Origin of the sequence: Streptomyces decoyicus (genome assembly GCF_019880305.1) — a bacterium.
Taxonomy (GTDB): Bacteria; Actinomycetota; Actinomycetes; order Streptomycetales; family Streptomycetaceae; genus Streptomyces; species Streptomyces decoyicus.
In genome coordinates this window covers 2,544,512-2,570,312 of the sequence record NZ_CP082301.1, presented here as the reverse complement: position 1 = coordinate 2,570,312, position 25,801 = coordinate 2,544,512, and the positions used below count along the sequence as shown (strand labels likewise).

Here is a 25,801-nt window from a genome sequence, read left to right as displayed (position 1 = left end):
AGTCTCGTCCGGCATCCGGACTGCCGTATTGAACGCTGGTGCGGCGCGGCAGACTGGGGTGATGAGCAGGCAGCAGGACGGGGACTGGGCGCGGTACTGGCGCGATCCGGACCGGCCCCTGGAGGCGATGCACGCGCACTTCGTCCGGCATGTCTTCCACCCGCACAGCCATGACGCCTATTCGTTCGCCGTGACGGAGACCGGCGCCCAGCGCTTCACCTGCCGCGGTGCGGGCCACACCAGCGCCGCCGGCATGGTGATGGCGTTCAACCCGGACGACCCGCACGACGGGGAGTCCGCCGTCGAACTCGGCTTCACCTACCGGATCATGCACATCGGCCCGGACGTCGTACGCGCCGTGCTCGACGATGTGACCGACGGCCGGGGCGCCATGCCGCTGTTCGACCGCCCGGTGGTCGACGATCCGGTGCTGGCCCGCGCCCTGCGCAGACTGCATCCGGCGCTCGTCGGCGGGGCGGATCCTCTCGTACGGGAGGAGCGGCTCACCGCGGCCGTCGAAGCCATGGTGCGGCGCAATGCGTCCCGCGGCGTCGCGAGTGCCGGGCTGCGCGAACTGCCCGTGGGCGCACAGGCCGGGGCGGCCCGCCGGGTGCGCGATCTGCTCAGGGCGGCCTACGACCAGCCGCTGACCGCCCAGGAACTCGCCGATGCCGCGGGGTGCAGCCGCTTCGCGCTCTACCGGGCGTTCCGGGCCGAGTACGGCATGGCGCCCAGCGACTTCCAGCGGCTGCTGAGGCTGCGCCGCGCCCGCGCCCTCCTCGTCGACGGCCGTGCCACGTCCGAAGCCGCCACCGAGGCGGGCTTCGCCGACCAGGCGCACTTCCACCGCTGGTTCGTGCGCTGCTTCGGCGTCACACCGGGGGCGTTCCGCCGGGCCGGTGCGCGGGTCTGACACGGGCGCGTCCGGCCCGGTCCGCGCCGCGTGTCTCCCTCTGGCCCTCCGCGGTGCCACCCTCCCCGGTGCCACCCTCTGCTACGGCAGCGTGCTACGACAGCCTGCTACGGCAGCGCGTTTACCGGGCTGGCGGCTGAGGGGGCGACGCCGGCGGGTACGGACCGGGGGCGCTGGACTGCTGCTGGTAGGGGCCCGGCGGGTGGAAACCCGGTGCGCCGGGCTGCTGTTGGTAGGGACCGCGCGGCTGCGGCACAAATCCGCCGGGGCCGCCGTAGCCACCGGAATTCCCCGGGGGCGGGCCCTGACGGCGGTTCTTCTTCGCGACCAGCAGGAGCACCACCAGGATGACGACGAGAACGACCACCGCACCGGCAACGATGCCGAGGGCTCGGTGTACCCCGTCTCGAAGGACATGTTCACCACCTTCGCGCCGTGGTCCACGGCGTACCTCAGCGGTTTGGCGTAGGAATCGTCTCTTCGTGCCCGCTGAACTCTGCCTCCTCGTCCTCGTCCGGGAAGTCCATGCCCACGGGAAGGATCTTGGCGTCGGGGCCAGGTCCTTCACGCCCCGGGGCCCCCGGGACCATGCCCGTGCCCGGCGATGAGCGAAGCCATGGCGGTGCCGTGTTGCCGTCTGCCGTCCGCCTGTTTGTCAGGCGCACCTCATGCGCGTCACGTCATGTCAGCAGGCCGACAGCGCAAGGCCACTGGCCGGATACCGCAGCGCCCCAGGCGCGGGACGGCCGGTGTCGCCATGAGGTCCGGGGACGCGCTACCCGTGAGCACGTACGCCGGCCCCGTCACCCCAGCGGCGGCGGCACCCGCCCCGCAGCAGGCCGCGGGGCGCCAGGGGACCGGCGTCCGCGCAGCCCGATCAGCAGCGCGGCAGCCGCGAGCAGCAGCACCTGGAGTCCGCCGGCCGCGAGTAGCCAGGCCGGGACACCGCCCACCACCAGCAGCGCATCCGTGTAAGTGATCCGCTGGTACGGGGTGTCCCCGGCGGTGCGGAGGAGTTCGTGGTCGCCGGTGATGCGATGGGGCTGCGGGAAACGCTGGTCGATGGCGGTCAGGAACGTCCGGCGCGGGCCGCTGAGGTCACGCAGCGCCCCCTCGGGTGTGATCCGTCCCGCGAAGAAGACCTCCGGCCTCGTCCCGCCGATGGCGCTGCGCGGCTCCATCCGATGGGGTGCGAGCACGTAAAGACCCAGCGACTGCGGTGTCTTGGCGAGGCGGGAGAGCCGCATGGGGTAGATGAGCTGGTCGCTGGCGAAGGACAGCCGCAACGGTTCGAGGGCCCCCGACAGCGGGCGGTGGGCTTCGGCCGGGGCGAGCCGGATGGCCACGTACTCCCATCGCTGCTGCACATACGGGCGCAGTGCGCTAGCAAGGGAGGCGGGGAGCTGGAAACCATGGGATTTGAGCCAGTTGCGCAACGCCGCCGGGTCGGTGGCGGTCAGCCGGGCGACGTCGAAGGGCCCCAGGCGCTCACGGCCGACCACGCCGACTCCCGGGCCACGGGCGCCGGGAGGGGGCGCCGCGGCGCCGTCGTACGTCCCCCCGAACGGCCAGTCGCCGCTGCGCGGCCAGAAGTAGTGGCGCTCCTCGACGACCGGTGCGGTCAGAGTGGTGAGCCGGTCGAACAGCTCGCGGTCGCCGAGCCGCACCGTGGCCCGGTGCGGGACCGGCATGATCCACGCGACGTCCGGCGCCGTGCCGTCCACCGTCAGGCTCATGACGATCTGCTCGGACTTCCCGTCCCAGTGCACCACCGAGGTCTCGCGGTTCACCGCCATGGTCGTCTTCGGGTCGTGCACCATGGCACCGCAACCACAGGCGTACGCCGGCCTGGCCAGCGACACCAGCTGCACGGCCAGCAGCATCAGCACCACCAGCAGCGCCCGGCGCCGCCCCGTAGTGGCACGCACCGCGGCAGCCGCGTCCGTCCCCCTGCCCCTCATTCGTCCCCCGATCAGCACTCGCCGCTCCACGTGGCCGGCAGCGACACAGACGGCGACGGCGGTACGGCTGGTTCCGCCCGGCCGTGACCCCCCTGAACTCCGCGCCGTGCCAGGGAAGAACGCCGAGGGCCCGGCCGGAAATATCCGGCCGGGCCCTCGTGTGCCCAAGGGAGTGCTGCGCGTCAGGCAGCCGAGTCGGCCGTGGCCGGACGGCGGGCCGCACTGCGGATCTCGCGCGCCTCCGCCTCGGTCTCGACGGCCGGCGGGGAGCCGGGCAGCGGCTTGCGGGCGCTCTCCGACATCAGCAGGACGGCGATGCCGCCGATCACGGCCGCCGCCATCATGTAGTAGGCGGGCATCATCTTGTTGCCGGTCGCGCCGATCAGGGCCGTGACCACCAGCGGCGTCGTACCGCCGAAGAGCGACACGGAGACGTTGAAGCCGATCGACAGGGAGCCGTAGCGGACCTTGGTCGGGAACAGCGCGGGCAGCGTGGACGGCATCGACGAGGTGAAGGTGACCAGCAGCAGTCCGAGCGCGGCCATGCCGAGCGCGATGGCCACCAGCGACCCCTGCCGGATCAGCAGCAGGGCGGGGACGGAGAGCACCAGGAAGCCGAGGCAGCCCGCGGCGATGACCGGGCGGCGGCCGAAGCGGTCGGTGAGCCGGCCCGCGAACGGCTGGACGCCCATCATCAGGACCATCACCGCCAGCACGACCAGCAGCCCGTGCGTCTCGTCGTACTTCAGCTCCGAGGTCAGATAGCTCGGCATGTACGACAGCAGCATGTAGTCGGTGACGTTGAAGACCAGGACCAGTCCGACGCACAGCAGCAGCGACCGCCACTGACCGAAGATCATCTCGCGGACGCCGATCCGCTTCTCGACCTCGCGGCGCGCCTTCTCCTTCGTCCGCGCCTCCTTCTCCAACTGGGCGAAGGCCGGGGTCTCTTCGAGCCGCATCCGCAGGTAGAGGCCGATGATGCCCATCGGTCCGGCGATCAGGAACGGGATGCGCCAGCCCCAGGAGTTCAGGTCCTCGGTGGACAGCAGCGCGGTCATCAGCGTGACCAGGCCGGCGCCGCCGACGTAACCGGCCAGGGTGCCGAACTCCAGCCAGCTGCCGAGGAATCCGCGCTTCTTGTCGGGCGCGTACTCGGCGATGAAGGTGGAGGCGCCGCCGTATTCGCCACCGGTGGAGAAGCCCTGTACCAGGCGGGCGGCGAGCAGCAGGATGGGCGCCCCGACGCCGATGGAGGCGTAGGACGGGATCAGGCCGATGGCGAAGGTGCCCGCCGCCATCATGATCATGGTGATCGCGAGGATCTTCTGCCGGCCGATCCGGTCACCGAGCGGCCCGAACACCATGCCGCCGATGGGGCGTACCAGGAACGCCGCCGCGAACGCTCCGAACGTCGACAGCAACTGCGCGGTCGGATTCCCGGACGGGAAGAAGACATGTCCGAGGGTGACCGCGATGTAGCTGTACACGCCGAAGTCGAACCACTCCATCGCATTGCCGAGCGCGGCCGCCGACACGGCGCGTTTGACCATCGCGGGGTCGACGACGGTCACCTCGCCCGATGTCTCGTATGCCGGATCCGCCTTCCGGTCCTCCTGGGGACCGGGTGCGGTATCGGCACGGCTGCCGACGGGATGACGGGGCCCGGGTGCGACGGGGGAATGCGTCGGCACGTGTTCGCTCGCCTGCGCTCTCTTTGGACGACAACATGACTTCGCCCGCCATGGGGTGGCGGGCCGCGGCCCGCCATGCGGCGGCGGGCAAAGGTCGACCATAGGGGCAGACCGGATCATCACGGACAGTGCGCGGTCGACCGCGCAGGTGGCCGTATACCCGCTCCTTGCAGGGGAAACGCCCTTTCGCGAAGCAATCCACGGCACTTATGTCTGTGATCCATATCGCGGTGATCCGCTGCAACCGTCGGACGATTGTGAGGTGTGTCACGGGGCCTGGGTGCTGGGGGCGCCGTGGGGCGGCCCGGAGGCGGGAGCGCCGCGGCAGGGCGCGGCCCGGGACGCGAAACGGCGCGGCGGCACAATCCTGACCGCCGCGCCGATGTGGATCGTCGCGTTCCCTCAAGGATCAGCCATGGCCGCCCGCCCCGCCACTCGGGGCGGGCGCGCGGGGCGGGGCCCGGCCGGGCCGTGGGGGCATCAGCCGACCGGGCTCGCGACCCTCCGCCGCCTCACGGCATCCACGCCTCGTACGACATCACCTCCCCCGACTTGATCTTGAACTCCGGCTCGTCCTTGGCGAAGGTCACCTCCAGCCCCAGGAGTTCGCCGGTGCGCGGATCGAAGATCACCATCTGGCGGGTGGAGTTCGTGGCGCCGTCGGGGCCGTCGTACACATAGGCCTGCCCGCGCCGGCCCAGCCGGTCGGTGACCACGCCCGCCTGCCGCAGTCCGCCCGCATCGGCCAGCATCCGGACGACGGCGGCCGTCTCCCGCGGGCCCGGGGTCCACTCCTGGCGGAAGGAGGAGAGCGCCGACAGGAGCTGCGGGGTCGTGCGGGTGCCGCCCGGCCCGCCGTACAGCCACGACAGCTGTTCGCGCAGCGCCGCGGGGTCGGTCGACGGCCTCGTACGGGAGGCGAGGCCGCTGTGCTGGGCTTCCGAGCCCGCCGGATAGGTCTTCCGGTGCAGGACCTTCCCGTCACTGACGGTCTGCCAGTGCCCGTCGTTGTCGTGGATCACCGGGCGGCCCGGATGCCGCGGGTCGGTGGCCACGACCAGCTCCGAGCCGCTGCCGTCGTCGTTCCAGTGGGTGATGCGTTCCTCGGGCACGGTGACGGGCGGCGCGGCGTCCGGGCCCGACTCCATGCTCATGTACCAGCTCTGGAGATGGCTGCCCCGGAGCGGGCCGTCCGCGGCACCGGCCGTGCGCGCCCTGGCCTCCGCCCTGCGGGCGAGGACGTCCAGCGAGACGGACGGCGCATCGGCGTGCAGCGGGAGGGCCACGGGCGCGGCGACGGCGGGGCTGCTGCCGGCGCCGGAAAAGGTGAGCGCCAAAGCGGCGGCGCCGGCCAGCGACGCGGCGGTCAGGCCCATCACCAGACGGCGCCGGCGCACCGGACGCGGACGGCTGACGGGGACGGCGTCGGACGTCAACGCCTCCAGACGGGCCTCGGCCCGCGCGGTCAGCGGACGGTCGCGCCAGGGCCCCTCGTCGGCGGAGACGGGGTCGGCCTGCCGCAGCAGCTCCAGTTCCTCAGTCATGGCGGCGGCCTCCCGCTCGGGTCGGTACGGGGTGGGGGAAAGCTCGGGGCGGATCGGACTGCGGCGGGTGCGCATCGGGTGGCCGGATATCGCCGCGCGGCCGCATCCGCTCGATCTGCGTACGGAGCCGGCCGCGCGCCCGGTGCAGCCGCATGGCCGCCGCGCTCCGACCGCACCCGAGGGTCACCGCCAGCTCCTCGATGGTGAGTTCCTCCCAGGCCGTCAGCCGCAGCACCTCCTGGTCGGCGGGGGAGAGCCGGGCCAAAGCGTCGTGCACCCAGGAGCCGGGCGGCTCCGCGTCCGGGCTGTCCACGGACTGCCGCTGCTGCGCCGCCTCGTGATTGCCGAGCCGGTGCAGCAGCCGCCGGTAGCGGCCCAGCCCCCGCACCGTATTGGCCAGACAGTTCCGTGCCACCCCGTACAGCCAGGGCAGCGGCGCGTCGGGGAGCTCGGTGCGGCGTCTCCAGGCTATGGAGAAGACCTCCGCCACCACTTCCTCGACCTCGTGGGCCTGCCCGTCCAGCCGCCGCGCCACAAAGCGGCTGACCGCCCAGTAGTGCGCGCGATAGGCCTCGGCGAAGGCGTCGTCCGTGCTCATGAACCGTTGGTGTCCGGCATGGCCCCGATCTTCACACCCTGCCGGGGTGAGACTTGCCACCGGTTGGCAGGGCCTGTTTTCCCTCGCCGGCGGTGACGTTCGTGGCGGCTCCGGACACCTACCGGGCATGACGTTTCCCGTGAAGTGGCTGACGACCACCGACCACAAGACGATCGGCACGCTCTACCTGGTCACCGCGTTCGCCTTCTTCTGCCTCGGCGGAGTGATGGCCCTGCTGATGCGCGCCGAACTGGCCCGCCCCGGCCACCAGATCATGTCGAACGAGCAGTTCAACCAGGCGTTCACGATGCACGGCACGATCATGCTGCTGATGTTCGCGACGCCGCTGTTCGCCGGTTTCGCGAACTGGATCATGCCGTTGCAGATCGGCGCGCCCGACGTGGCCTTTCCCCGGCTGAACATGTTCGCCTACTGGCTCTATCTCTTCGGTTCGCTGATTGCGGTGGGCGGGTTTCTGACGCCTCAAGGGGCGGCGGACTTCGGCTGGTTCGCGTATGCGCCGCTCTCCGATTCCGTGCGTTCCCCCGGTATCGGTGCCGATATGTGGATCATGGGTCTGGCCTTCTCGGGTTTCGGCACGATCCTCGGTTCGGTCAACTTCATCACGACGATCATCTGCATGCGGGCGCCCGGCATGACGATGTTCCGGATGCCGATCTTCACCTGGAACGTGCTGCTGACCGGTGTGCTGGTGCTGCTGGCCTTCCCGGTGCTGGCGGCGGCGCTGTTCGCGCTGGAGGCGGACCGTAAATTCGGTGCGCATGTCTTCGATGCGGCAAATGGCGGGGCGTTGCTCTGGCAGCATCTCTTCTGGTTCTTCGGCCATCCAGAGGTGTACATCATCGCGCTGCCGTTCTTCGGCATCATTTCCGAGGTCATTCCGGTGTTCTCCCGGAAGCCGATGTTCGGTTACATCGGTCTGATTGCGGCGACGATTTCGATTGCCGGTCTTTCGGTCACGGTGTGGGCGCACCACATGTATGTGACGGGCGGCGTGCTGTTGCCGTTCTTCTCGTTCATGACGTTCCTGATCGCGGTGCCGACCGGTGTGAAGTTCTTCAACTGGATCGGCACGATGTGGAAGGGCTCGCTGTCCTTCGAGACGCCGATGCTGTGGACGATCGGGTTCCTGATCACCTTCACGTTCGGTGGTCTGACCGGTGTCATCCTGGCCTCGCCGCCGATGGACTTCCATGTGTCCGACTCGTACTTCGTCGTGGCGCACTTCCACTACGTGGTCTTCGGCACGGTCGTCTTCGCGATGTTCGCCGGCTTCCACTTCTGGTGGCCGAAGTTCACCGGCAAGATGCTGGACGAGCGGCTCGGCAAGATCACTTTCTGGACGCTGTTCGTGGGCTTCCACGGCACCTTCCTCGTCCAGCACTGGCTGGGCGCCGAAGGTATGATCCGCCGCATTCCCGACTACCTCGCGGCCGACGGCTTCACCGCCCTGAACACCATCTCCAGCATCTTCTCCTTCCTCCTCGGGCTCTCCCTCCTGCCGTTCTTCTACAACGTCTGGAAGACGGCGAAGTACGGCGAGAAGATCGAGGTCGACGACCCGTGGGGCTACGGCCGCTCGCTGGAGTGGGCGACGTCCTGCCCGCCGCCGCGGCACAACTTCCGCACCCTGCCGCGTATTCGCTCCGAATCCCCGGCGTTCGACCTGCACCACCCGGAGATCGCCCGCGGAATCGAGGCCCCGGCGAATACCGAGGACGCGTCGGCCACCGGAATCGGAGCGCGCACATGAGCGAGGGCAGGCGCCGCGGCGAAGGAATGCGGAGGGGTAAGGGGATGGGGACGGCCGGGGAAATGCGGAGGGGCGGGGAAATCGGAACCGATACAAGAAGGGGGAGGAGTACCGACATGTGGATGGACCAGGACCAGGACCAGGACCACGACCATGACCAGGCCATCAACGAGATCGAGGGATTTCTCCTCTGGGAGGCGGAGAAGGACCGGGCCCGCACCCGCGCACAGGCCTTCTGTGCCGGTCTGCCCTGGCTCACCCATTCCCAGCGGCGGGACGTGGAGCTGCGCTACTGCCAGGACCAGCGTGACGCCTCGCGGGCCTATCTGGAGCGCATCGCGGTCCGCAGCGCCACTCTGCGGACCGAATACGAAGGCGTCTACCGGGCCCTGCGGCGACGGCTGGTCACCGGACTCCTGAGCGGCTCGGTGGCCGTTGCCGTGCTGCTGGCCATGGCGGCCATCGGCCTGACCGCGCGCTGAAGGCCAACGGCCCACCACGGGACGGGGAACGGGTGACGCCCGCGCGCGGCGGCCGTCACCCGTGGCGGGGCCACCGCTCAGCCGGTGACGGTGATCTGGGACGCGGGGTCGGTGGTGTCGCTGACCTGGTACGCGGCGTTGAACGTCGAGCTGGTCGAGCTGGTCGGGCAGCCGAAACCGCCTGTCACCTTCACCGGGACCGACGCGTTGGCGAAGGCGAGCGTGGACGGCGCGCCGTTGGTCCAGGTGCCGTTCACCGTCGCCGCCGAGGTGGGCGCCGCGGTCACCGTGCAGGACGCAAGACCGCTGGTCTTGAGCACGAACCCGCCGACGGGGATGGTCAGTCCGGCGGTCACCGGCGCCCCGTTCTGCATGGCCACGCCCCAGGTACCGCTCGTGGTGACGGTCGCGCTGACACCGGGCATGCTCGTCGTACAGGAGCCGTAGGTCGCCGGGGTGGTGGAACTGCTCACCGGGCCGTCCGGGTTGTGGTTGCCGGGCGCGTCGGGGACCTGCCCGCTGGAGGACGAGGTCGCACATGTCACGGTCACCGAACCGGCCTTGAAGGTGGCCTTGCCGCTGAGCGCGGCGGTGAAGCCGTGACCAGCGGGGCTCACGGTCGTGGCCGCCGCCGCGGCGGACGGCGTCCCGGCGGGCTGTGCCGTCGCCGCGGTCGTCATGGCGAGCGACAGGCCGAGGGCCGTGACGATCCCGGTGCCGGCGGTGAGTAAGGCGCGCTGACGGGGCGTACGCCGGGCGGGCTGCGTCATCGTCATCGTGGGTCTCCTTATGAGGGGTGGTGCCGGAGGAGTGGTGCGGCGGGTGGTGCGGGCAGCGCTCGGTCCCGTACGCGGACGAGGGTGTGGGGGTACGCGTACGGGCGGCGCCGCGCGACGGGCGGCAGGGACTACGGCCCGCCGGCTACGGCTCGCTGGGTGCGGGTGCGGGTGCGGGTGCGGGTGCGGGTGCGGGTGCGGGTGCGGGTGCGCCGGGCTCGGCGGCGGCCTCGGGTGTGGCTGCGGTTTCGGGTTCCGCGGGCACGACCGGCTGCCAGGCAAAGATCATCGAGCCGCCGAGAATCCCGATGACGGTGCCGATCAGAAAGCCGCCGAGGTTGGACATCACCAGCGCGGCCGCCGCGCACAGCACGGTGAGCACACCGGCGAGGCCCCGGTAGTGCGGCGCGAACCACGCCGAGAGCCCCATCACGATCATCACCAGCCCCATCAGCACCGACGGGATACCGGCGATGCCCTGCTGCAGCATGATCTTCAGCGGCGCCAGGGGGATGGCGCAGATCTCGGCGCCGGCGATGACGGCCGCCAGACCGCCCCAGAAGGGCCGCCCCCGCCGCCAGCGCCGCCAGGTCAGAAGCATTCCTTCTTGCCCTTGGAGATCTTCATGCTCAGGCCGGACAGTTTGAAGGTTCCCGCGTTGGTCGCCCAGGCGGTCTGCCGGAGATTGCTGATGTTGACGTCATCGGCCTGCTGGGCGAAGAGGTCCTGCATGCCCTGGGCGGTGTCCGGGCCCTTGTCGAGGGTGGAGGCGTCCCGGCCGATCTCGATGTTGTGGAAGGACGCATTGCCGGAGAGCTGGGTGGCGTCCACGAAAAGATCACTCGCCTCGACGGGCTTGCTGCCCGTTCCGGCGCTGAGGTTGAGCGAGATGTCGCCGATGACCGGCAGGTGGGTGACGACCGACTGGCACAGATGGTCCAGCTGGGCCGTCTTGATGGCGGTGACGGCGACCGGCAGGAGATCTCCCCTGGCGTTCGCGTCCACACCGCCGTACTGGGCGAATCCCTTGCCCGTGAGGCTGTCCGCGGAGACCTTGAACTGCTGTCCCGAGACGGCGAATGATGCCGCCAGCGCCCCGTTGGCCAGGGCGATGCCCAGGGCCGCGGTGCCGGCGAGAGCCGGGACGGACAGCACGGCGAACTTCCGCCAGCTGATGCGTCCCGTGACAGGTCTGCCGTGTGCGTCCTTCATAACGGTATGTCCCCTTCGAAGAGCGGTGGAGCGCACTGCCGAAACGTGTGGGGGAGTGCTGATGCGCAGGGTGCGCGTGGCACTGAAGACGCGCGGGGGAGCCGCCGTGTGCATACATGGGGGAGAACGTGCGGCTCGGGGGTGCGCGCCGCCGAGCTGTGCGCGAAAATGCCGAACTGCCGATTGTTACTGGCGAGTTGAATGTAAGTCTGCCCATGACAACTGGCAAGGTTGGCGGCGGAACCGTTTTCGGACATACCGCTGGTCCGGCTTTCGCCGCGCGTTGCTCGCCGTGCGGTCGCTCGCGGTTCGCTGCTCGCCGTGCGGCCGCTCGCCGCTCGCCGTGCCCCACGCGACGGCCCGGCCGCCCGGCTGTCCGGCCGGTCAACCGTAGTGAACCTGTAGCTCCTTGACGCCGTTGAGCCAGGCCGAGCGGAGCCGGCGCGGATCGCCCGCCAGGGAGATGCCGGGCGTCACCTCCGCCAGCGCGTTGAAGATCAGGTTGATCTCCAGGACGGCAAGGGACTTACCGAGGCAGAAGTGCGGTCCGCCGCCGCCGAACCCCAGGTGGGGGTTGGGGTCGCGGGTGATGTCGAAGACCTCGGGGCGGTCGAAGACCTCCGGGTCGTTGTTGGCAGAGGAGTAGAAGATCCCCACCCGCTGGCCCTTCTTGATCTTCGCACCGCCCAGTTCGGTGTCCTGGGTGGCGGTGCGCTGGAAGGAGACCACGGGCGTCGCCCACCGCACGATCTCCTCGGCCGCCGTCCCGGGGCGCTCGCGCTTGTAGAGCTCCCACTGGTCGGGGTGGGTGAGGAAGGCGTGCATCCCGTGGGTGATGGCGTTGCGCGTGGTCTCGTTGCCGGCCACCGCCAGCAGCAGCACGAAGAAGCCGAACTCGTCGGAGCCGAGATTGCCCTCGTGCTCCGCCGCCACCAGCTGGCTGACGATGTCCTTGGCCGGGCATTGCTTGCGTGCCGCGGCGAGGTTCATCGCGTACGAGATCAGCTCCATGGCGGCGTTGACGCCGACCTCTTCGGTGATCGCCAGTTCCGGATCGTCGTAGGCGACCATCTTGTTGGACCAGTCGAAGATCCGGGCCCGGTCGTCCTGGGGGATGCCGATGAGCTCCGCGATGGCCTGGAGGGGAAGTTCGCAGGCGACATCGGTGACGAAGTCCCCGGAGTCCTTCCGGCGGGCCTCGGCGACGATCTGCGCCGCCCGGTCGCGCAGCGCGTCCTCCAGGGCGCGGATCGAGCGCGGGGTGAAGCCGCGCTGCACGATCTGGCGGACCCTGGTGTGCTCGGGCGGGTCCATGTTCAGCATGATCAGTTTCTGTACGTCGATCTGGTCGCGGGTCATGGAGGCGTTGAAGCGGATGATCGAGGTGTTGAGGTTCGCGGAGAAGATGTCCGGTTTGGTGGACACCTCCTTGACGTCCTGATGGCGGGTGACTACCCAGTAGCCGTCGTCGCCGAAGCCGGCAATGCCGTGCGGCTGGGCGTTCCACCACACGGGCGCGGTCTGCCGCAGCTGCGCGAACTCGGGGAGCGGAACGCGGGACTGGTAGACGTCGGGGTCGGTGAAGTCGAACCCTTCGGGCAACGCGGGGCATGGCATCGGCGACTCCTGGTCCCTCGTCTGACGGCTCATCAGGTATGGGTCGCGGTGAAGGTAGTAACGAGTTCTACAAGAGGCAAGGGGTGTGGCGACTCCCGTTGCGGACAAGGGTGTTGCACGCCCCTTGCGCCCCGGGGAGCGGCTCATAAGACTGTTTGTAGAACTAGAACGCGTACTAGTTCTTCTTCCGTGGGTGCCGGGACGCCCGCGGACGTGAGGAGAGGACGAGTCAGTCATGGCCGCGGAACCCGTCATCGTCGAAGCAGTACGCACCCCCATCGGCAAGCGCGGAGGCGCGCTCGCCAATCTGCACCCCGCCTACCTCCTGGGCGAGACCTACCGCGAGCTCCTCGCCCGTACCGGCATCCAGCCCGACTGCATCGAACAGATCGTCGGCGGCACCGTCACCCACGCCGGTGAGCAGTCCATGAACCCCGCACGCAACGCCTGGCTGGCGATGGGTCTGCCGTACGAGACCGCCGCGACCACCGTGGACTGCCAGTGCGGCTCCTCCCAGCAGGCCAATCACCTGCTGGCCAACATGATCGCGGGCGGTGTCATCGACATCGGCATCGGGTGCGGCGTCGAGGCGATGTCCCGGGTGCCGCTCGGCAGCGGCTCCAAGCACGGCCCCGGCAAGCCCTGGCCCGACGAGTGGAACGTCGACCTGCCCAACCAGTTCGAAGCGGCCGAACGCATCGCCCGCAACCGGGGGCTGACCCGCGAGAACGTCGACTCGCTCGGCCTGATCTCACAGGAGCGGGCGGCCACCGCCTGGGCCGAGGAACGCTTCAAACGGGAGACCTTCGCCGTCCAGGTCCCCACCACCGAGGACGAACAGGCCGCGGGCCAGGGCATGTGGCGGCTGGTCGACCACGACGAAGGGCTGCGCGACACCAGCATGGAGGCGCTGGGCGGCCTCAAGCCCGTGATGCCGACCGCCGTCCACACGGCGGGCAACTCCTCGCAGATCTCCGACGGCGCGGCCGCGGTGATGTGGGCCTCCAAGCGCATGGCACGCGCCCTCAAACTCAAGCCGCGGGCCCGCATCGTGGCCCAGGCGCTGGTCGGCTCCGATCCGCACTTCCACCTGGACGGTCCCATCGACGCCACCCGCGCCGTGCTCGGCAAGGCCGGGATGTCCCTCAAGGACATCGATCTCGTCGAGATCAACGAAGCCTTCGCCGCCGTCGTCCTCTCCTGGGCGCAGGTCTTCGAGCAGGACCTGGAGAAGGTGAATGTGAACGGCGGCGCGATCGCCCTGGGTCATCCGGTCGGCGCCACCGGAGCCCGGCTGATCACCACCGCACTCCATGAACTCGAACGCAGGGACAAGGAATTCGCCCTGATCACCATGTGCGCGGGCGGGGCACTGGCAACGGGGACGATCATCCAGCGGCTGTAGCGGCTGTAGCGGCTGTAGCGGCTGTAGCGGCTGTAGCGGCTGTGGCGGCCGTGGCCACGGGCATCATGGCCCGGTCACGGGGCGGCGGCCCCTCGGGGCGGACCGGGAGTGAAGGAGACGGGGGCGTCGAAGGCCGCGCGGCGGGTGGCGCGGCGCAGGGCCTTGAGGACGGTGCCGCCCAGCGTGCAGGTGAGGACCACGGTGACCAGGGCCCGGGGGAGGTCCCAGCCGAGGGAGGTGGCGAGGCAGTAGGCGAGATAGCGGGCGAGGTTCTGGTCGAGCGGGTCGCCGGGGACGAAGGAGACCCCCGAGGCCATGCCGGCGATATAGGGCCAGCCCTGGAGGTTCATGATCAGACCGTAGAGGACGGCGGAGACGGCTCCATAGGCGGCGAGCACGGCCAGTTCACCGCGGCCGCGCAGCCGGTCGGGCCCCGGCAGCAGGCCGGCGCCCATCGACACCCACCCCATCGTCAGCATCTGGAACGGCATCCAGGGGCCGACCCCGCCGGTCAGCAGCGCGGACGCGAACATCGCCACGGAACCGAGCACGAACCCGAAGCCGGGGCCGAGCACGCGTCCCGACAACACCATCAGGAAGAACATCGGCTCGATACCGGCCGTCCCCGCGCCCAGCGGGCGCATCGCGGCCCCGGCCGCGGCCAGCACACCGAGCATGGCGATGGCCTTGGCGTCCAGGCCGGTGTCGGCGATGGTCGCCACGACGACGGCGAGCAGCATCGGCAGCAGCGCGGCGAACAGCCAGGGTGCGTCCTTGGAATGGGCGAGTCCGGAGGCGGAGTCGGCCAGCAACGGCCACCCGAAGGCCATCACACCGATGGCGGAGATGACAACCAGGGCGGCGACGGAGCGGGGACCGAGCCGTACGGCACGGACCTGGCGGCCGGGGCCGGCACCGGAGCCGGTGCGGGGCCCGTCGCCGTCCGTCCGGTGCGGGTGCGCGGTCATGCGGTGGCCTCCAGGGCGTCGGCCACCTGGGGAACGGTCAGCCAGGGCAGCGGCGCCAGGACCTTGGCGACCTGCGGGGCGAAGGAGGGGGAGGACACCACGACCTCCTCGGTGGGACCGTCGGCGACGATCTCGCCGTCGGCGAGGATGACGACACGATGGGCCAGTTCGGCGGCGAGTTCCACGTCATGGGTGGCCAGGATGATGGCGTGGCCCTCGGCGGCCAGTGTGCGCAGCACCTCGATCAGACGGGCCTTGGCGGCGTAGTCCAGGCCGCGGGTGGGCTCGTCGAGGAGAAGCAGCGGAGGACGGGCGGTCAGCACGACCGCGAGGGCGAGGGCGAGCCGTTGGCCCTCGGACAGGTCGCGGGGATGAACGGAGTCCGGGACATCCGGCAGCAGTTGCGTCACCAGGGCCCGGCAGCTGCCGGCGGCGGCGCCCGCGTCCTGGTCGGCCGCGGCGCATTCCGCGGCGACGGTGTCCGCGTACAGGAGGTCACGAGGTTCCTGGGGGACCAGGCCGACATGCCGCAGGAGGGTGCGGGGGCTGGTGCGGTGCGGTGTGGCGGCGCCGACCCGCACGGTGCCGGAGTCCGGTGGGTGCATGCCGACGAGGGTGGCCAGGAGGGTGGACTTCCCCGCACCGTTACGCCCCATCAGGGCAAGGGTCTCGCCGCGCCGCACGGTGAGATCCACCTGGTGCAGCGCCTCGATCCGCCCGCGGCGGACACTGAGCCCGGAGACGGCCGCGGCCATCTCGGCCGGGGAGCCTGCGACAGCAGGTGCCGGCGCCGTCAAAGCGTCCCCCCCGCCCCCACTCCCACCGAGCCCCGGCGCCTTGGGCCTGACCCCCGTCAGCCGTTCGCGCAGGGGTGCGGCCTTGCGGCGGGCATCGCGTACGGAGAGGGGGAGGGGGGACCACTGGGCGAGGCGGCCGAGGGCCACCACCGGGGGGTGGACGGGGGAGACGGCCATGATGTCGGCCGGGGTGCCCATGACGGGGGGCGCGCCGGGAGCGGGGAGCAGGATGACGTGGTCGGCGTATTGGACCACGCGCTCCAGGCGGTGTTCGGCCAGGAGCACCGTGGTGCCGAGGTCGTGGACCAGGCGCTGGAGTACGGAGAGGACCTCTTCGGCGGCGGCGGGGTCGAGTGCCGAGGTCGGCTCGTCGAGGACCAGGACCTTGGGGTGGGTGGTGAGGACCGACCCGATCGCCACCCGCTGCCGCTGGCCGCCCGAGAGGGTGGTGAGGGCGCGGCCGCGCAGGTCGGCCAGGCCCAGCAGGTCCAGGGTTTCCTCGACGCGGCGGCGCATCACGTCGGGGGCCAGGCCCAGCGACTCCATGCCGTAGGCGAGTTCGTCCTCGACGGTGTCGGTGACGAAGTGGGCCAGCGGGTCCTGGCCCACGGTGCCGACGACATCGGCCAGTTCGCGCGGCTTGTGGGTGCGGGTGTCCCGGCCGTCGACGGTGACCCGGCCGTGCAGGGTGCCGCCGGTGAAGTGCGGGACCAGGCCGCAGACGGCGTTCAGGACGGTGGACTTGCCGACGCCGGAGGGGCCGACCAAGAGGCACAGTTCGCCCTCGGGGACGGTCAGGTCGATGTCCTGGACGGCGGGCGCCGCGGCGTCGCCGTAGGTGACCGAGACCTGCTCGAACCGGATCACTGGGTGGGCTCCTTCATGCGCGGATCGACATCGTGGGCACGGCCACGGGACGCGGCCCGGTCCGCCCGGTCCGCCCGGTCGGCTCGGCCCGCACGGTCCGCACGGTCCGCGCCCGGCGGGAGCGGGGCGACGAACGCGGGCAGCAGCCCCACGAGCACGGAGACGGCCGGCCAGAGCGGGAGGACGGGGGCGGTGAGCGGGACGGCGGGCGGGTGGAGGGCGGCGGGCGCATAGTCGTTCGCCCAGATCATCAGGGCGGCGACGGCGATGCCGGAGCCCGCGACCAGCCAGGCGCGGACACCCCACCGGTCGGGCCGGTAGCGGCTGCGCACCGACCGGCGGCCGCCGAGCCACAGTCCGGCGAGCGCCGCCGCCAGCCCGGCGAGCAGCAGCGGCAGCCCGTAGCCGCCCCCGGTGTCGCCCAGCAGCCCGTACGTACCCGCGCAGATGCCGAGCAGCCCGCCGAGGGTGAGGACGGAGGTGAGGTGCCGTACGCCCGGCGGTACCTCGGCGCTACGGCCGTAGCCGCGCGCGTCCATGGCCGCTGCCAGCGCCACCGAGCGCTCCAGCGCGCCCTCCAGCACGGGCAGTCCGACCTGGAGGAGCGCCTTGACACCACGGTCGGGGCGGCCGCGCAGCCGCCGGGCGGCGCGCAGCCGCTGGACGTCGGCGACCAGGTTCGGTGCGAAGGTCATCGCGACGACGACCGCGACGCCCGCCTCGTAGAGCGCACCCGGCAGGGACTTCAGCAGCCGGGCAGGGTTGGCGAGCGCGTTGGCGGCGCCCACGCAGATGAGGAGGGTGGCCAGTTTCAGCCCGTCGTACAGCGCGAAGACCATGCCCTCCGCGGTGACCCGGCCGCCGATCCGGACGCCCTTCGCCCAGTCCGGCAGCGGTACTTCGGGCAGCGTGACAAGGGTGTGGGTACCGGGAATCGGCGAGCCGAGGAAGAAGGCGAAGGCCAGCCGGATGGCGATCACGACCAGGCCGAGCTTGACGAACGCGCCGTACGAACGCGCCCACGGCGCCTCCGTACGGCGGGCCGCGACGACATTTCCGGCCACACCCACCAGCAGCCCCAGCAGCAACGGATCGGTGGTGCGGGAGGCCGCGGTGGCCAGACCGAGCGCCCACAGCCACCAGGCGCCGGCGTGCAGCGCGGTGGTACGGGTCGCCTGCGGGGCGCTCATCCGCGTCGGCGGCGCGCCTGCCACACGGCCGCTGCGCCCAGTACGACGACGGCCGCGACACCGCCGACCAGCCCGGCGGACGGGCCGCCGTCACCCCCGCCGGTCGCGTCACCCCCGCCGGTCGCGTCGCCCTCGTCCGCCGCCGCGCCCGGAGACGGCGAAGCGGAGGACGCGGGCTCCTTCGCGCCCTTCACCTGGTCCGCGCACCCCGACTTCGGATAGCCGGCGATGGCGCACAGCAAGGCGTTGGAGTCATAGCGCAGCGGCCGGGCGACCGCCGCCAGCGCCTCCCCCGCCGAGGCGTCCTCGGCCACCTGGGCGCACGCCGTCCTGGCCTTCGGCGGCTGCTCGCCGCCGGGCGCGTCCGCCGCCGTGCCGAAGTCGATGGCGATGCCGATCCGCTTGCGGCCGTCCTTGGCGGGCGTGTCGTGGCAGATCGCGTCGAAACCGGCGGCCGCGCGGGGCTTGCCGGCCGCGGCGGAGTCGGCGCTGACGGCGAAGCGGAAGCCCTCCACCGCGCCGTCGGCCGGCCGCACGGTGGCGGGCCCCTCGGTGGCGTACGCCCAGGAGCTGCCCTTCCCGTCCCAGAAGGACCAGTAGCGGTACTCCTGCGCCTGGGCGGGCCCGGCGGCCAGACCGGTGACCGCACCGGCCAGCAGCACGGCTCCGGCGATCTGGGTACGCCGCATCAGAGCCGGCTCTTCTTACGGCTGCTGAGCAGGAAGCCGATGCCGGCGCCGATGGCGAGGCCGATGCCGATGACCCACACCACGCCCAGGCCGCCGCCGTCCTTGGAGCCGTCGGCGTCCTTGGTGTCCTGCTTCGCCGCGGCGGCCGGCTCGGGGCCGGTGGCGTTGAGCGCGGCCACCAGGTCGGTGCCGCCGAAGGAACGCGGGTCGGTGCCGGTGGCGTGCGCGACCAGCACCAGCTGGGCGTACGCGGCGGGGCCGCTCTGCTTCGCCCAGTCCGCCGAGTTCTTCTCCAGCCACTTCAGCGGCTTCGCGGCCGCGGCGCCGTGTGCGCCGGCCGCCAGCGCCACCACGGCGTCGGCGGTGTTGCCGACGTCGGGCTGCTCCTTCGCGCCCGGCATCGCGGAGAGCAGCTGCTGTCCGTTCTTGTCGAGCTGTGCGACGAGGTAGCCGTCGCCGGCCTCGGCAGCCTGTGCCGGGTCGTCGGCGCCCGCCTTCTTGTCCCCCTTGCCTTCCTTGTCCCCGTCCTTGCAGTTCAGCGGCTTGACCGGGGTGTCCGCGCCCTTGCCGGCCGGCTCGACGACGAAGCCTTTGCCGCGCGCTCCGGTCGCCGCGGCCGCGGTGGCGTCGGCGTTCGGGGCCGCTCCCTTGAGCTGGAAGGCGAACGCGCCGCGCCCGTCCCCCTTCGCCGCACAGCCGAGCTGGAAGGTGAGCAGCCCGTCGTAGGGGGTCTTGCCGCCCTTCTTCGACGTCACGGACTGCGGCTTCTCGCCCGCCGCCGCGAGCGCGCCGATGACCACGGAGGTGGAGTTGGCATCGCTGGCCGAGCCGGCCGTCGAGCTCCAGCCGCCGTCGTCGTTCTGCACCGACTTCAGCCAGCTCACGGCCTTCTTCACGGCGTCGCCGTGCCCGCCCAGTGCGGCCAGCGCCTGCACCGCGGCGGCCGTCGGGTTGGTGTCCCGCAGGGTCTTGGCGTCGCAGGGCTTGCCCGGTTCGGCGCGGAAGGCGGTGAACGAGCCGTCGGCGCACTGCTGACCGGCCAGCCACTTCACGGCGGACGCCGCGGGGCGCACGCCCACGGTGTCCTGGGCCAGCAGCGCGAGCGACTGCCGCCAGACCCCGTCGTACTGCGGGTCCTTGGAGCCGTACAGCCCCTCGGGCAGCTTCTTGGGCGACATGGACGGGGAGTCGGCGGAGTCGGCGTATGCGACGGGGGCAGCGGCCGCGCCCAGCACCAGCACGGCCGCCAGCGCCGTGGCGGCGCGGCGCGCCAGGAAGGCGACGGAAGGCGTCAAAGGGGCCTGGTGAGCCATGGAAGCCATGGGGGCCATCGGGTCGGTGCCTCTCGGGTCGGGTCGCGGCGGATGCTACGCAGCCGCGCTCGGCCGGCCACCCGCGCGCCGATCCATGGATCGGGCACGGTGGCACCGGGCTCAGCTCCGTATACCTCGACGGTGCCGCGCACCGGCCGTCCGCACGGGCGGCGGCTTCGGTGGCGGGAGCCTTGGTCGTGCCCGGTCGGGTGCTCCGGCTCGTACGGCCGTCCACGCCGGGCCAGGGGCGCGGTGCGCAGGGGCCGTCCTCACGGTTGCGGGTCAGCGCCGGATTTCCACCGGCTTCCCCCGATCGGGTACGGATGAAGTTGTCCCGCACACCTTAACCGGCGCCCGGCAGGGCACTCGCTCGCACGTACGAGCCGGCACCGCGCCGGTTCGGAAACCAGCCGCGCACGGGAACGAACCAGCGCTGCCCCGCCCCCAGGGCATGACCGAACCCCGCACCCCCGCCCTCACACCGCCTGGTACCGCACCGGATCCGACCCGGGCACCCGCTCCGCCTGCCCCTGCTTCACCAGACGGCGCAGATGGGCCTCCGCCTCCGAGACGGCGATAGTGCGGGAGGCGTAGGGGATCTGGTCCCAGGGGCGGTTCCACTCCATGGCCATGGCGAGCTGCCAGGGAGTGCGGGGCTCGCGGAGCAGCGCCCGCAGCTGGGAGAGCCGTGCTTCGTGGTGGGCGAGGAGCTCGCGGACACGTCCGCCGGCGTCGGTGAAGGCGTGCTGGTGGGCGGGCAGCACCTCGGCGGGGGCGAGCCGGCCGACGCGCGCGAGGGAGTCGAGGTAGTCGCCCAGGGGGTCGGTGGCACTCCCCGGGCTTGCACCTTCTCGCCCGCTCTCGGCGCCGTAGGGGGAACCCCCGTCGCCCTCCGGGTCCTCGTACAGGCCGATGTGCGGGGTGATGCCGGGGAGGAGATGGTCGCCGGAGAAGAGCCGGCCGAATCCGCGGGGCCCGCCCAAGGGGTGCTCCTCCTCCAGATGGAGGCACACATGCCCCGGGGTGTGCCCGGGTGTCCAGAGGGCGCGCACCCGGCGCCCCGGCAGACCGAGCAGCTCGCCGGGGCCGATGTCGCGGTCCGGCAGTGCGGCCCCCTGTCCGGGCAGCTTCCGGCCGCGCCCCTCGGCGCGCGCCTTCCGCAGTGGTGCCAGATGTCCGTCCGGTGCGCCCGCCGCCGCGAGCCGGGCGGTCAGACGGTCGAGCCACCGGCCGGGATCGGCTTCGCGGGTGCGGCGGACCACGGCGGTGTCCGCGGCGTGCATCGCGATCCAGGCGCCGGAGGCCTCCCGCACCTTGGCCGAGAGTCCGTGGTGGTCGGGGTGATGGTGCGTGATCAGGACGCCGTGGAGATCGGCGAGGGCGAAGCCGCAGGCGCCGATGCCGGCGACGAGGGTGTCCCAGGAGTCCGGGTCGTCCCAGCCGGTGTCGATGAGCACCGGCCCGCGGTCGGTCTCCAGGAGGTGGACGAGGGTGTGGCCGAGCGGGTTGTCCGGGATGGGGACGGCGATGCTCCACACCCCGCCCTTGTGGTCGGTCACCTGCGTCGTCATCCCGGTCCCCTCTCGGTGTGGCATACACCTGGTACCCGGCCCTCACTATAACTAGAACTGGTTTCATTGCGGCTCGAAGTACCCCTTCGCCTCTGGGGAGTTGGGATTCGGCCTGCGTCGTGGACTCCTCCAACTGGAACTGGTATCAGTTCTGCTGAGTGCGTGATCCTGATGCCACGTCAGGAACCGTCCCGGGGCCGACTCGTCGGGGAGCCCCAGGAACCGTCAGGGATCGCCGAACAGGCGGCCAACCCGCAGGAGGCGGCAGCGATGAGCGACCTCGTCGAGCACGGAAAGCTCTACATAGGCGGTGGGTGGGTCGATCCGGCCGGCCGGGACACGATCGAGGTCGTCTCGCCCCACACCGAGCAGGTCATCGGCCGGGTGCCGCACGCCTCGCGCGCCGATGTCGACCGCGCGGTGGCCGCGGCCCGTACGTCCTTCGACTCCGGGGTGTGGGCGAACGCCCCGTTGGCGGACCGGATCGCGGTGGTGACCCGTATCAAGGACGCCTTCGCCGCCCGCAGCGAGGAGATCGCCAAGGTCATCAGCTCCGAGAACGGCACGCCCTTCACCTCGGGCCTCATGGTGCAGTCGCTGGCCGCGATGCTGGTGTGGGACGCGGCGCTGACGGTGGCCCGTGACTTCCCCTTCGAGGAGCGGCGGAACGGGGTGCTGGGTCCGCTGCTGGTGCGGCGGGAGCCGGCCGGGGTGGTCGCGGCCGTGGTGCCGTGGAACGTCCCGCAGTTCACCGCCGCCGCCAAGCTCGCACCGGCGCTGCTGGCCGGCTGCTCGGTGGTGCTGAAGGTGTCCCCGGAGACCCCGTTGGACGCGTACCTCCTCGCGGAGATCGCGACGGAGGCCGGGCTGCCGGAGGGCGTGCTGTCGATCCTGCCCGCGGACCGTGAGGTGAGCGAGTACCTGGTCGGGCACCCCGGCGTGGACAAGGTGTCGTTCACCGGCTCCGTGGCGGCGGGCAAGCGGGTCATGGAGGTCGCGGCCCGCAATCTCAGCCGGGTCACGCTGGAGCTGGGCGGGAAGTCCGCGGCGGTGATCCTGCCGGACGCGGATCTGGACGCGGCGGTGGCCGGCATCGTGCCGTTCGCCTGGATGATCAACGGTCAGGCCTGTGTGGCCCAGACGCGGATCCTCGCCCCGCGCAGCCACTACGACGAGATCGCCGAACGGTTCACCGCGGCGGCGTCCGCGCTCACCGTCGGCGACCCGCTGGATCCGGCCACCGAACTCGGCCCGCTGGTCGCCCGCCGCCAGCAGCAGCGCTCACTGGACTACATCGAACTCGGCCGCAAGGAAGGCGCCAAGCTCCTCACCGGCGGCGGCCGGCCCCCGGGGCAGCCGACGGGCTGGTACGTGGAGCCGACCCTCTTCGGCGAGGTCGCCAACTCCATGCGGATCGCCCGCGAGGAGATCTTCGGCCCGGTCATCTGCCTGCTGCCGTACGACGACGAGGCGGAGGCGGTACGGATCGCCAACGACTCCGACTACGGGCTCTCCGGGTCGGTGTGGACCGCCGATGTCGACCACGGCATCGCCCTCGCACGGCAGGTGCGCACCGGTACGTACTCGGTGAACACCTTCAGCCTCGACATGCTCGGCCCGTTCGGCGGCTACAAGAACTCCGGCATCGGGCGGGAGTTCGGGCCCGAGGGCTTCGGCGAATACCTGGAGCACAAGATGATCCATCTGCCGGCGGGTGCCTGATGGGGGACCGCTGGCAGGTGGAGGTGGACCGGGGCGTCTGCATCGGCTCGGGGATGTGCGTCGCGGCGGCGCCGGACGGCTTCCGGCTGGACACGGCCCGGCAGTCGCACCCGGCGGCGCCGGAGACGGACGCCGACGAGAGCGTGCTGGCCGCGGCCGAGGGGTGCCCCGTCGAGGCGATCACCCTCACCGTGGCCGGCAGCGGCGAGGCGGTCTTCCCGCCGGAGGAGTGAGCGGCCGGGGGCGGGGCGGGGAGGCCCGTAGGGGGTGTGGGGGGTGGTCCCGTAGGGGGTCGGCGGACCCCTTGCGGGCCAACTACCCCTGGCGGGGGCGGGGTTAACGTTGGCGGTCCGGTGAGGTCGGGGTTAACTCTCGGTCCGGCGGGGGCGGGGTCACGTTCGCGGTCCGGCGGGGGCGGGGTTAACGCTCGCGGTCCGGTGAGGTGAGGTCGATCAGCCGGCAGACCGTCTCGATGTCTATCTTCACCTGGGCGATCGAGGCGCGCCCCGACAGCCAGGTGATCAGTGCCGAGTGCCAGGTGTGCTCGATGACCCGGACCGCGGAGAGCTGTTCGGGGGTGGCGGGGCCGTCCAGTCCCATCGCGTCGAGGATGATCGCGGTGGTCAGCCGGGAGACGGTGTCGACCTCGGGGCTGACGGAGCGGTCGGCGAAGGTCAGTGCGCGCACCATCGCGTCCGCGAGATGCGGCTCGCGCTGGAGTGCGCGGAACGCCCGCATCAGGGTCTGGGCGACCCGTGCGCCCGGGTCCTGCTCCGACGGCGGACGCTTGCGCAGCGTCTCGTGCATGTGCTGGAGCTGGTCCTGCATGGTGGCGACCAGCAGATGCACCTTGGAGGGGAAGTAGCGGTAGAGGGTGCCCAGTGCGACGCCCGAGGACTCGGCGACCTCGCGCATCTGCACGGCGTCGAAGCCACCGCGGGACGCCAGCTTGGCGCTGGTGTGCAGGATACGGCGGCGCCGGGCCTCCTGACGCTCGGTCAGGGGAGGACTCGCGGGAAGCGTCGGCCTGGCCGCCTTGGATTCCGTAGTCATATTTCCCATTCCGTGGCATTCCGTCCGCGATGCGGCGAGTGCCGGTGGTGTGATCGGCACAGCATGGCAGGGGGGCGGGTGGTGGCGCGAATCACCTGGTGCGGCTCTTTTCGCATCGTTCTCGGCCGGTAGATTCGAAGCTCGGTGAACTGATGAGTAGCCAATCAGTTCTGAAACTTGTTCTAGATTACCGCCAGCGGTTACGCTCCGGCGAAAGTCCAGTGAGAAGGGGGCCGAGCGTGACCGCAGAGGCCGTCCAGGCAGCCGCGCCTCGCCCCGCAGAGGCCCCCTCGGCCTCCGCCCCGTCGAACGGCGAGCGTCCCCTGCGCATCGCGATGCTCACGTATAAGGGGAACCCGTTCTGCGGCGGTCAGGGCGTCTATGTACGCCACCTCTCGCGCGAACTGGCCCGTCTCGGCCACACCGTCGAGGTCATCGGCGCCCAGCCCTACCCCGTCCTCGACGACGGGGTGACCCTGACCGAGCTGCCCAGTCTGGACCTCTACCGGCAGCCGGACCCGTTCCGTACGCCGAAGCGCGGCGAGTACCGCGACTGGATCGACGCCCTCGAGGTCGGCACGATGTGGACCGGCGGCTTCCCCGAGCCGCTCACCTTCTCCCTGCGGGCCCGGCGCCATCTCGCCGCCCGCCGTGGCCAGTTCGATGTCGTCCACGACAACCAGACCCTCGGCTACGGCCTGCTCGGCGGCCCCGGCGCGCTCGGCGCCCCGCTGGTCACCACCGTCCACCACCCCATCACCGTCGACCGCCGGCTCGACCTGGAAGCCGCCGACGGCTGGAGGCGCCGCGCCTCCGTCCGCCGCTGGTACGGCTTCACGCGTATGCAAAAGCGCGTCGCCCGGCGGCTGCCGTCCGTGCTGACCGTCTCCGGCTCCTCCCGCCAGGAGATCGTCGACGACCTCGGGGTGTCCGCCGGCCGGATCCATGTGGTGCATATCGGCGCCGACACCGACCTGTTCGCGCCAGATGCGTCGGTGCCCGAGGTGCCGGGGCGGATCGTCACCACCTCCAGCGCGGACGTGCCGCTCAAGGGCCTGATCCACCTGGTCGAGGCGCTCGCCAAGGTGCGCACCGAGAACCCCGACGCGCATCTGGTGGTCGTCGGCAAGCGCGCCGACGACGGGCCGGTCGCCGCCGCCATCGAGCGGCTCGGGCTGTCCGGCGCGATCGAATTCGTCAAGGGCATCACCGACGGCGAACTCGTCGATCTGGTCCGCAGTGCCCAGATCGCCTGTGTCCCCTCCCTCTACGAGGGCTTCTCGCTGCCCGCGGCCGAAGCGATGGCCACCGGCACCCCGTTGCTGGCGACCACCGGCGGCGCCATCCCCGAGGTCGCCGGGCCGGACGGCGAGACCTGTCTCGCGGTGCCGCCGGGTGATGCCGACGCACTGGCGGGCGGGCTGCTCCGCCTCCTGGGCGACGAGACGCTGCGCCGCCGGCTCGGCGCGGCCGGCCGGGAACGGGTGCTGTCCCGCTTCACGTGGCGCCAGGCCGCCCTCGGCACCGCCGAGCGCTACCGCGAGGCCATCGCCCTCCAGGGCGGCCGGGCCGCCACCAGAACCTCCCTGCGGGCCGCGTCCGCAGGGGCCGCCGGCGCCGCGCCCGCCCCGAGCCCCGCCGGACACGTCTAGCGG

22 protein-coding genes and 1 pseudogene are annotated in these 25,801 nt (G+C 71.5%); 8 read left to right on the top strand and 15 right to left on the bottom strand.

Going from position 1 to position 25,801, the window contains the following annotated elements; all coding sequences use genetic code 11:
* Positions 1-61 precede the first annotated feature (61 nt).
* Both K7C20_RS11240 and K7C20_RS11235 read left to right on the top strand, forming a co-directional pair.
* Entirely contained in the window at positions 62-913 is an 852-nt protein-coding gene (locus K7C20_RS11240; RefSeq protein WP_030078219.1) for an AraC family transcriptional regulator, read from the top strand.
* A gap of 202 nt (positions 914-1,115) precedes the next feature.
* Positions 1,116-1,382: a hypothetical protein gene (locus K7C20_RS11235; RefSeq protein ID WP_030078217.1), complete on the top strand. Its 267-nt coding sequence runs from the start codon at positions 1,116-1,118 to the stop codon at positions 1,380-1,382.
* 334 nt (positions 1,383-1,716) lie between these two features.
* Here K7C20_RS11235 and K7C20_RS11230 read toward each other — a convergent pair whose 3' ends face one another.
* From K7C20_RS11230 to K7C20_RS11215, 4 genes are all read right to left on the bottom strand, one after another.
* Positions 1,717-2,796 (bottom strand): DUF2330 domain-containing protein, encoded by a 1,080-nt coding sequence (locus tag K7C20_RS11230; RefSeq protein WP_030078215.1) that lies wholly within the window; start codon positions 2,794-2,796, stop codon positions 1,717-1,719.
* A 260-nt stretch (positions 2,797-3,056) separates the two neighbouring features.
* Positions 3,057-4,568 carry a glycine betaine/L-proline transporter ProP gene (proP, locus tag K7C20_RS11225; RefSeq protein ID WP_048829024.1) on the bottom strand — a complete coding sequence of 504 codons (1,512 nt, stop codon included), beginning with the start codon at positions 4,566-4,568 and terminating at the stop codon, positions 3,057-3,059.
* 512 nt (positions 4,569-5,080) lie between these two features.
* Complete coding sequence (locus tag K7C20_RS11220; protein WP_053208899.1) at positions 5,081-6,112, bottom strand: CU044_5270 family protein; 1,032 nt, start codon at positions 6,110-6,112, stop codon at positions 5,081-5,083.
* Positions 6,105-6,710 carry an RNA polymerase sigma factor gene (locus K7C20_RS11215; RefSeq protein ID WP_048829023.1) on the bottom strand — a complete coding sequence of 202 codons (606 nt, stop codon included), beginning with the start codon at positions 6,708-6,710 and terminating at the stop codon, positions 6,105-6,107. Before K7C20_RS11215 ends, K7C20_RS11220 begins: the two co-directional genes overlap by 8 nt.
* A gap of 139 nt (positions 6,711-6,849) precedes the next feature.
* Here K7C20_RS11215 and ctaD point away from each other — a divergent pair.
* A pseudogene (gene ctaD / locus K7C20_RS11210) lies at positions 6,850-8,484 on the top strand (aa3-type cytochrome oxidase subunit I); the annotation flags it as partial.
* 116 nt (positions 8,485-8,600) lie between these two features.
* Positions 8,601-8,966, top strand: a complete 366-nt coding sequence (locus tag K7C20_RS11205) for a hypothetical protein (protein WP_245170974.1) — start codon at positions 8,601-8,603, stop codon at positions 8,964-8,966.
* 77 nt (positions 8,967-9,043) lie between these two features.
* On the opposite strand, the gene K7C20_RS11200 is transcribed toward K7C20_RS11205, so the two are convergent.
* The 4 genes from K7C20_RS11200 to K7C20_RS11185 form a co-directional block, all read right to left on the bottom strand.
* A complete protein-coding gene (locus tag K7C20_RS11200; RefSeq protein WP_053208663.1) occupies positions 9,044-9,742 on the bottom strand; it encodes a hypothetical protein in 699 nt (232 codons plus the stop codon).
* A 145-nt stretch (positions 9,743-9,887) separates the two neighbouring features.
* The gene (locus K7C20_RS11195; protein WP_053208662.1) at positions 9,888-10,343 is read right to left on the bottom strand and encodes a DUF6114 domain-containing protein; all 456 of its coding nucleotides are present in this window, start codon (positions 10,341-10,343) and stop codon (positions 9,888-9,890) included.
* Positions 10,334-10,954 (bottom strand): DUF6230 family protein, encoded by a 621-nt coding sequence (locus K7C20_RS11190; RefSeq protein WP_030088743.1) that lies wholly within the window; start codon positions 10,952-10,954, stop codon positions 10,334-10,336. Before K7C20_RS11190 ends, K7C20_RS11195 begins: the two co-directional genes overlap by 10 nt.
* Before the next feature lie 384 nt (positions 10,955-11,338).
* Positions 11,339-12,571 carry a cytochrome P450 gene (locus K7C20_RS11185; protein ID WP_030088741.1) on the bottom strand — a complete coding sequence of 411 codons (1,233 nt, stop codon included), beginning with the start codon at positions 12,569-12,571 and terminating at the stop codon, positions 11,339-11,341.
* Positions 12,572-12,806: 235 nt separating this feature from the next.
* On the opposite strand from K7C20_RS11185, the gene K7C20_RS11180 reads away from it, so the two are divergent.
* On the top strand, positions 12,807-13,976 hold the full coding sequence (locus K7C20_RS11180; protein WP_030088739.1) for a steroid 3-ketoacyl-CoA thiolase: 1,170 nt from the start codon (positions 12,807-12,809) through the stop codon (positions 13,974-13,976).
* 74 nt (positions 13,977-14,050) lie between these two features.
* Here the strand turns inward: K7C20_RS11180 and K7C20_RS11175 are convergent, their stop codons facing one another.
* The 6 genes from K7C20_RS11175 to K7C20_RS11150 all read right to left on the bottom strand — a co-directional run bounded on the left by K7C20_RS11175 (position 14,051) and on the right by K7C20_RS11150 (position 21,371).
* Positions 14,051-14,944, bottom strand: coding sequence for an ECF transporter S component (locus K7C20_RS11175; protein ID WP_053208661.1), 894 nt, complete (start codon positions 14,942-14,944; stop codon positions 14,051-14,053).
* Positions 14,941-16,608, bottom strand: coding sequence for an ABC transporter ATP-binding protein (locus K7C20_RS11170; protein WP_030088735.1), 1,668 nt, complete (start codon positions 16,606-16,608; stop codon positions 14,941-14,943). Before K7C20_RS11170 ends, K7C20_RS11175 begins: the two co-directional genes overlap by 4 nt.
* On the bottom strand, positions 16,605-17,798 hold the full coding sequence (locus K7C20_RS11165; protein ID WP_053208664.1) for a CbiQ family ECF transporter T component: 1,194 nt from the start codon (positions 17,796-17,798) through the stop codon (positions 16,605-16,607). Before K7C20_RS11165 ends, K7C20_RS11170 begins: the two co-directional genes overlap by 4 nt.
* On the bottom strand, positions 17,795-18,487 hold the full coding sequence (locus K7C20_RS11160; RefSeq protein ID WP_053208660.1) for an SCO2322 family protein: 693 nt from the start codon (positions 18,485-18,487) through the stop codon (positions 17,795-17,797). The genes K7C20_RS11165 and K7C20_RS11160 overlap by 4 nt, the downstream gene beginning before the upstream one ends.
* On the bottom strand, positions 18,487-19,818 hold the full coding sequence (locus tag K7C20_RS11155; protein ID WP_053208659.1) for a prenyltransferase/squalene oxidase repeat-containing protein: 1,332 nt from the start codon (positions 19,816-19,818) through the stop codon (positions 18,487-18,489). Before K7C20_RS11155 ends, K7C20_RS11160 begins: the two co-directional genes overlap by 1 nt.
* Before the next feature lie 458 nt (positions 19,819-20,276).
* The gene (locus tag K7C20_RS11150) at positions 20,277-21,371 is read right to left on the bottom strand and encodes an MBL fold metallo-hydrolase (protein WP_053208658.1); all 1,095 of its coding nucleotides are present in this window, start codon (positions 21,369-21,371) and stop codon (positions 20,277-20,279) included.
* Between the two features lie 270 nt (positions 21,372-21,641).
* Between K7C20_RS11150 and K7C20_RS11145 the strand changes: the two genes are divergently transcribed.
* Both K7C20_RS11145 and K7C20_RS11140 read left to right on the top strand, forming a co-directional pair.
* Complete coding sequence (locus K7C20_RS11145) at positions 21,642-23,093, top strand: aldehyde dehydrogenase (protein ID WP_030088724.1); 1,452 nt, start codon at positions 21,642-21,644, stop codon at positions 23,091-23,093.
* A complete protein-coding gene (locus K7C20_RS11140) occupies positions 23,093-23,326 on the top strand; it encodes a ferredoxin (protein ID WP_030088723.1) in 234 nt (77 codons plus the stop codon). The genes K7C20_RS11145 and K7C20_RS11140 overlap by 1 nt, the downstream gene beginning before the upstream one ends.
* A gap of 187 nt (positions 23,327-23,513) precedes the next feature.
* Here the strand turns inward: K7C20_RS11140 and K7C20_RS11135 are convergent, their stop codons facing one another.
* The gene (locus tag K7C20_RS11135; RefSeq protein ID WP_030088721.1) at positions 23,514-24,146 is read right to left on the bottom strand and encodes a TetR family transcriptional regulator; all 633 of its coding nucleotides are present in this window, start codon (positions 24,144-24,146) and stop codon (positions 23,514-23,516) included.
* Positions 24,147-24,385: 239 nt separating this feature from the next.
* Here K7C20_RS11135 and K7C20_RS11130 point away from each other — a divergent pair, with 239 nt between their 5' ends.
* On the top strand, positions 24,386-25,798 hold the full coding sequence (locus K7C20_RS11130; RefSeq protein WP_053208683.1) for a glycosyltransferase family 4 protein: 1,413 nt from the start codon (positions 24,386-24,388) through the stop codon (positions 25,796-25,798).
* The last annotated feature ends 3 nt before the right edge of the window (positions 25,799-25,801 follow it).

Bases quoted from the DNA above. Each gene is read 5' to 3' on its own strand.
- K7C20_RS11240 (WP_030078219.1), top strand. From the start codon at position 62: ATGAGCAGGCAGCAGGACGGGGACTGGGCGCGGTACTGGCGCGATCCG.
- K7C20_RS11230 (WP_030078215.1), bottom strand. From the start codon at position 2,796: ATGCTGCTGGCCGTGCAGCTGGTGTCGCTGGCCAGGCCGGCGTACGCC.
- K7C20_RS11220 (WP_053208899.1), bottom strand. From the start codon at position 6,112: ATGACTGAGGAACTGGAGCTGCTGCGGCAGGCCGACCCCGTCTCCGCC.
- K7C20_RS11215 (WP_048829023.1), bottom strand. From the start codon at position 6,710: ATGAGCACGGACGACGCCTTCGCCGAGGCCTATCGCGCGCACTACTGG.
- K7C20_RS11205 (WP_245170974.1), top strand. From the start codon at position 8,601: ATGTGGATGGACCAGGACCAGGACCAGGACCACGACCATGACCAGGCC.
- K7C20_RS11200 (WP_053208663.1), bottom strand. From the start codon at position 9,742: ATGACGATGACGCAGCCCGCCCGGCGTACGCCCCGTCAGCGCGCCTTA.
- K7C20_RS11195 (WP_053208662.1), bottom strand. From the start codon at position 10,343: ATGCTTCTGACCTGGCGGCGCTGGCGGCGGGGGCGGCCCTTCTGGGGC.
- K7C20_RS11190 (WP_030088743.1), bottom strand. From the start codon at position 10,954: ATGAAGGACGCACACGGCAGACCTGTCACGGGACGCATCAGCTGGCGG.
- K7C20_RS11185 (WP_030088741.1), bottom strand. From the start codon at position 12,571: ATGCCATGCCCCGCGTTGCCCGAAGGGTTCGACTTCACCGACCCCGAC.
- K7C20_RS11180 (WP_030088739.1), top strand. From the start codon at position 12,807: ATGGCCGCGGAACCCGTCATCGTCGAAGCAGTACGCACCCCCATCGGC.
- K7C20_RS11175 (WP_053208661.1), bottom strand. From the start codon at position 14,944: ATGACCGCGCACCCGCACCGGACGGACGGCGACGGGCCCCGCACCGGC.
- K7C20_RS11165 (WP_053208664.1), bottom strand. From the start codon at position 17,798: ATGAGCGCCCCGCAGGCGACCCGTACCACCGCGCTGCACGCCGGCGCC.
- K7C20_RS11160 (WP_053208660.1), bottom strand. From the start codon at position 18,487: ATGCGGCGTACCCAGATCGCCGGAGCCGTGCTGCTGGCCGGTGCGGTC.
- K7C20_RS11155 (WP_053208659.1), bottom strand. From the start codon at position 19,818: ATGGCCCCCATGGCTTCCATGGCTCACCAGGCCCCTTTGACGCCTTCC.
- K7C20_RS11150 (WP_053208658.1), bottom strand. From the start codon at position 21,371: ATGACGACGCAGGTGACCGACCACAAGGGCGGGGTGTGGAGCATCGCC.
- K7C20_RS11145 (WP_030088724.1), top strand. From the start codon at position 21,642: ATGAGCGACCTCGTCGAGCACGGAAAGCTCTACATAGGCGGTGGGTGG.
- K7C20_RS11140 (WP_030088723.1), top strand. From the start codon at position 23,093: ATGGGGGACCGCTGGCAGGTGGAGGTGGACCGGGGCGTCTGCATCGGC.
- K7C20_RS11135 (WP_030088721.1), bottom strand. From the start codon at position 24,146: ATGACTACGGAATCCAAGGCGGCCAGGCCGACGCTTCCCGCGAGTCCT.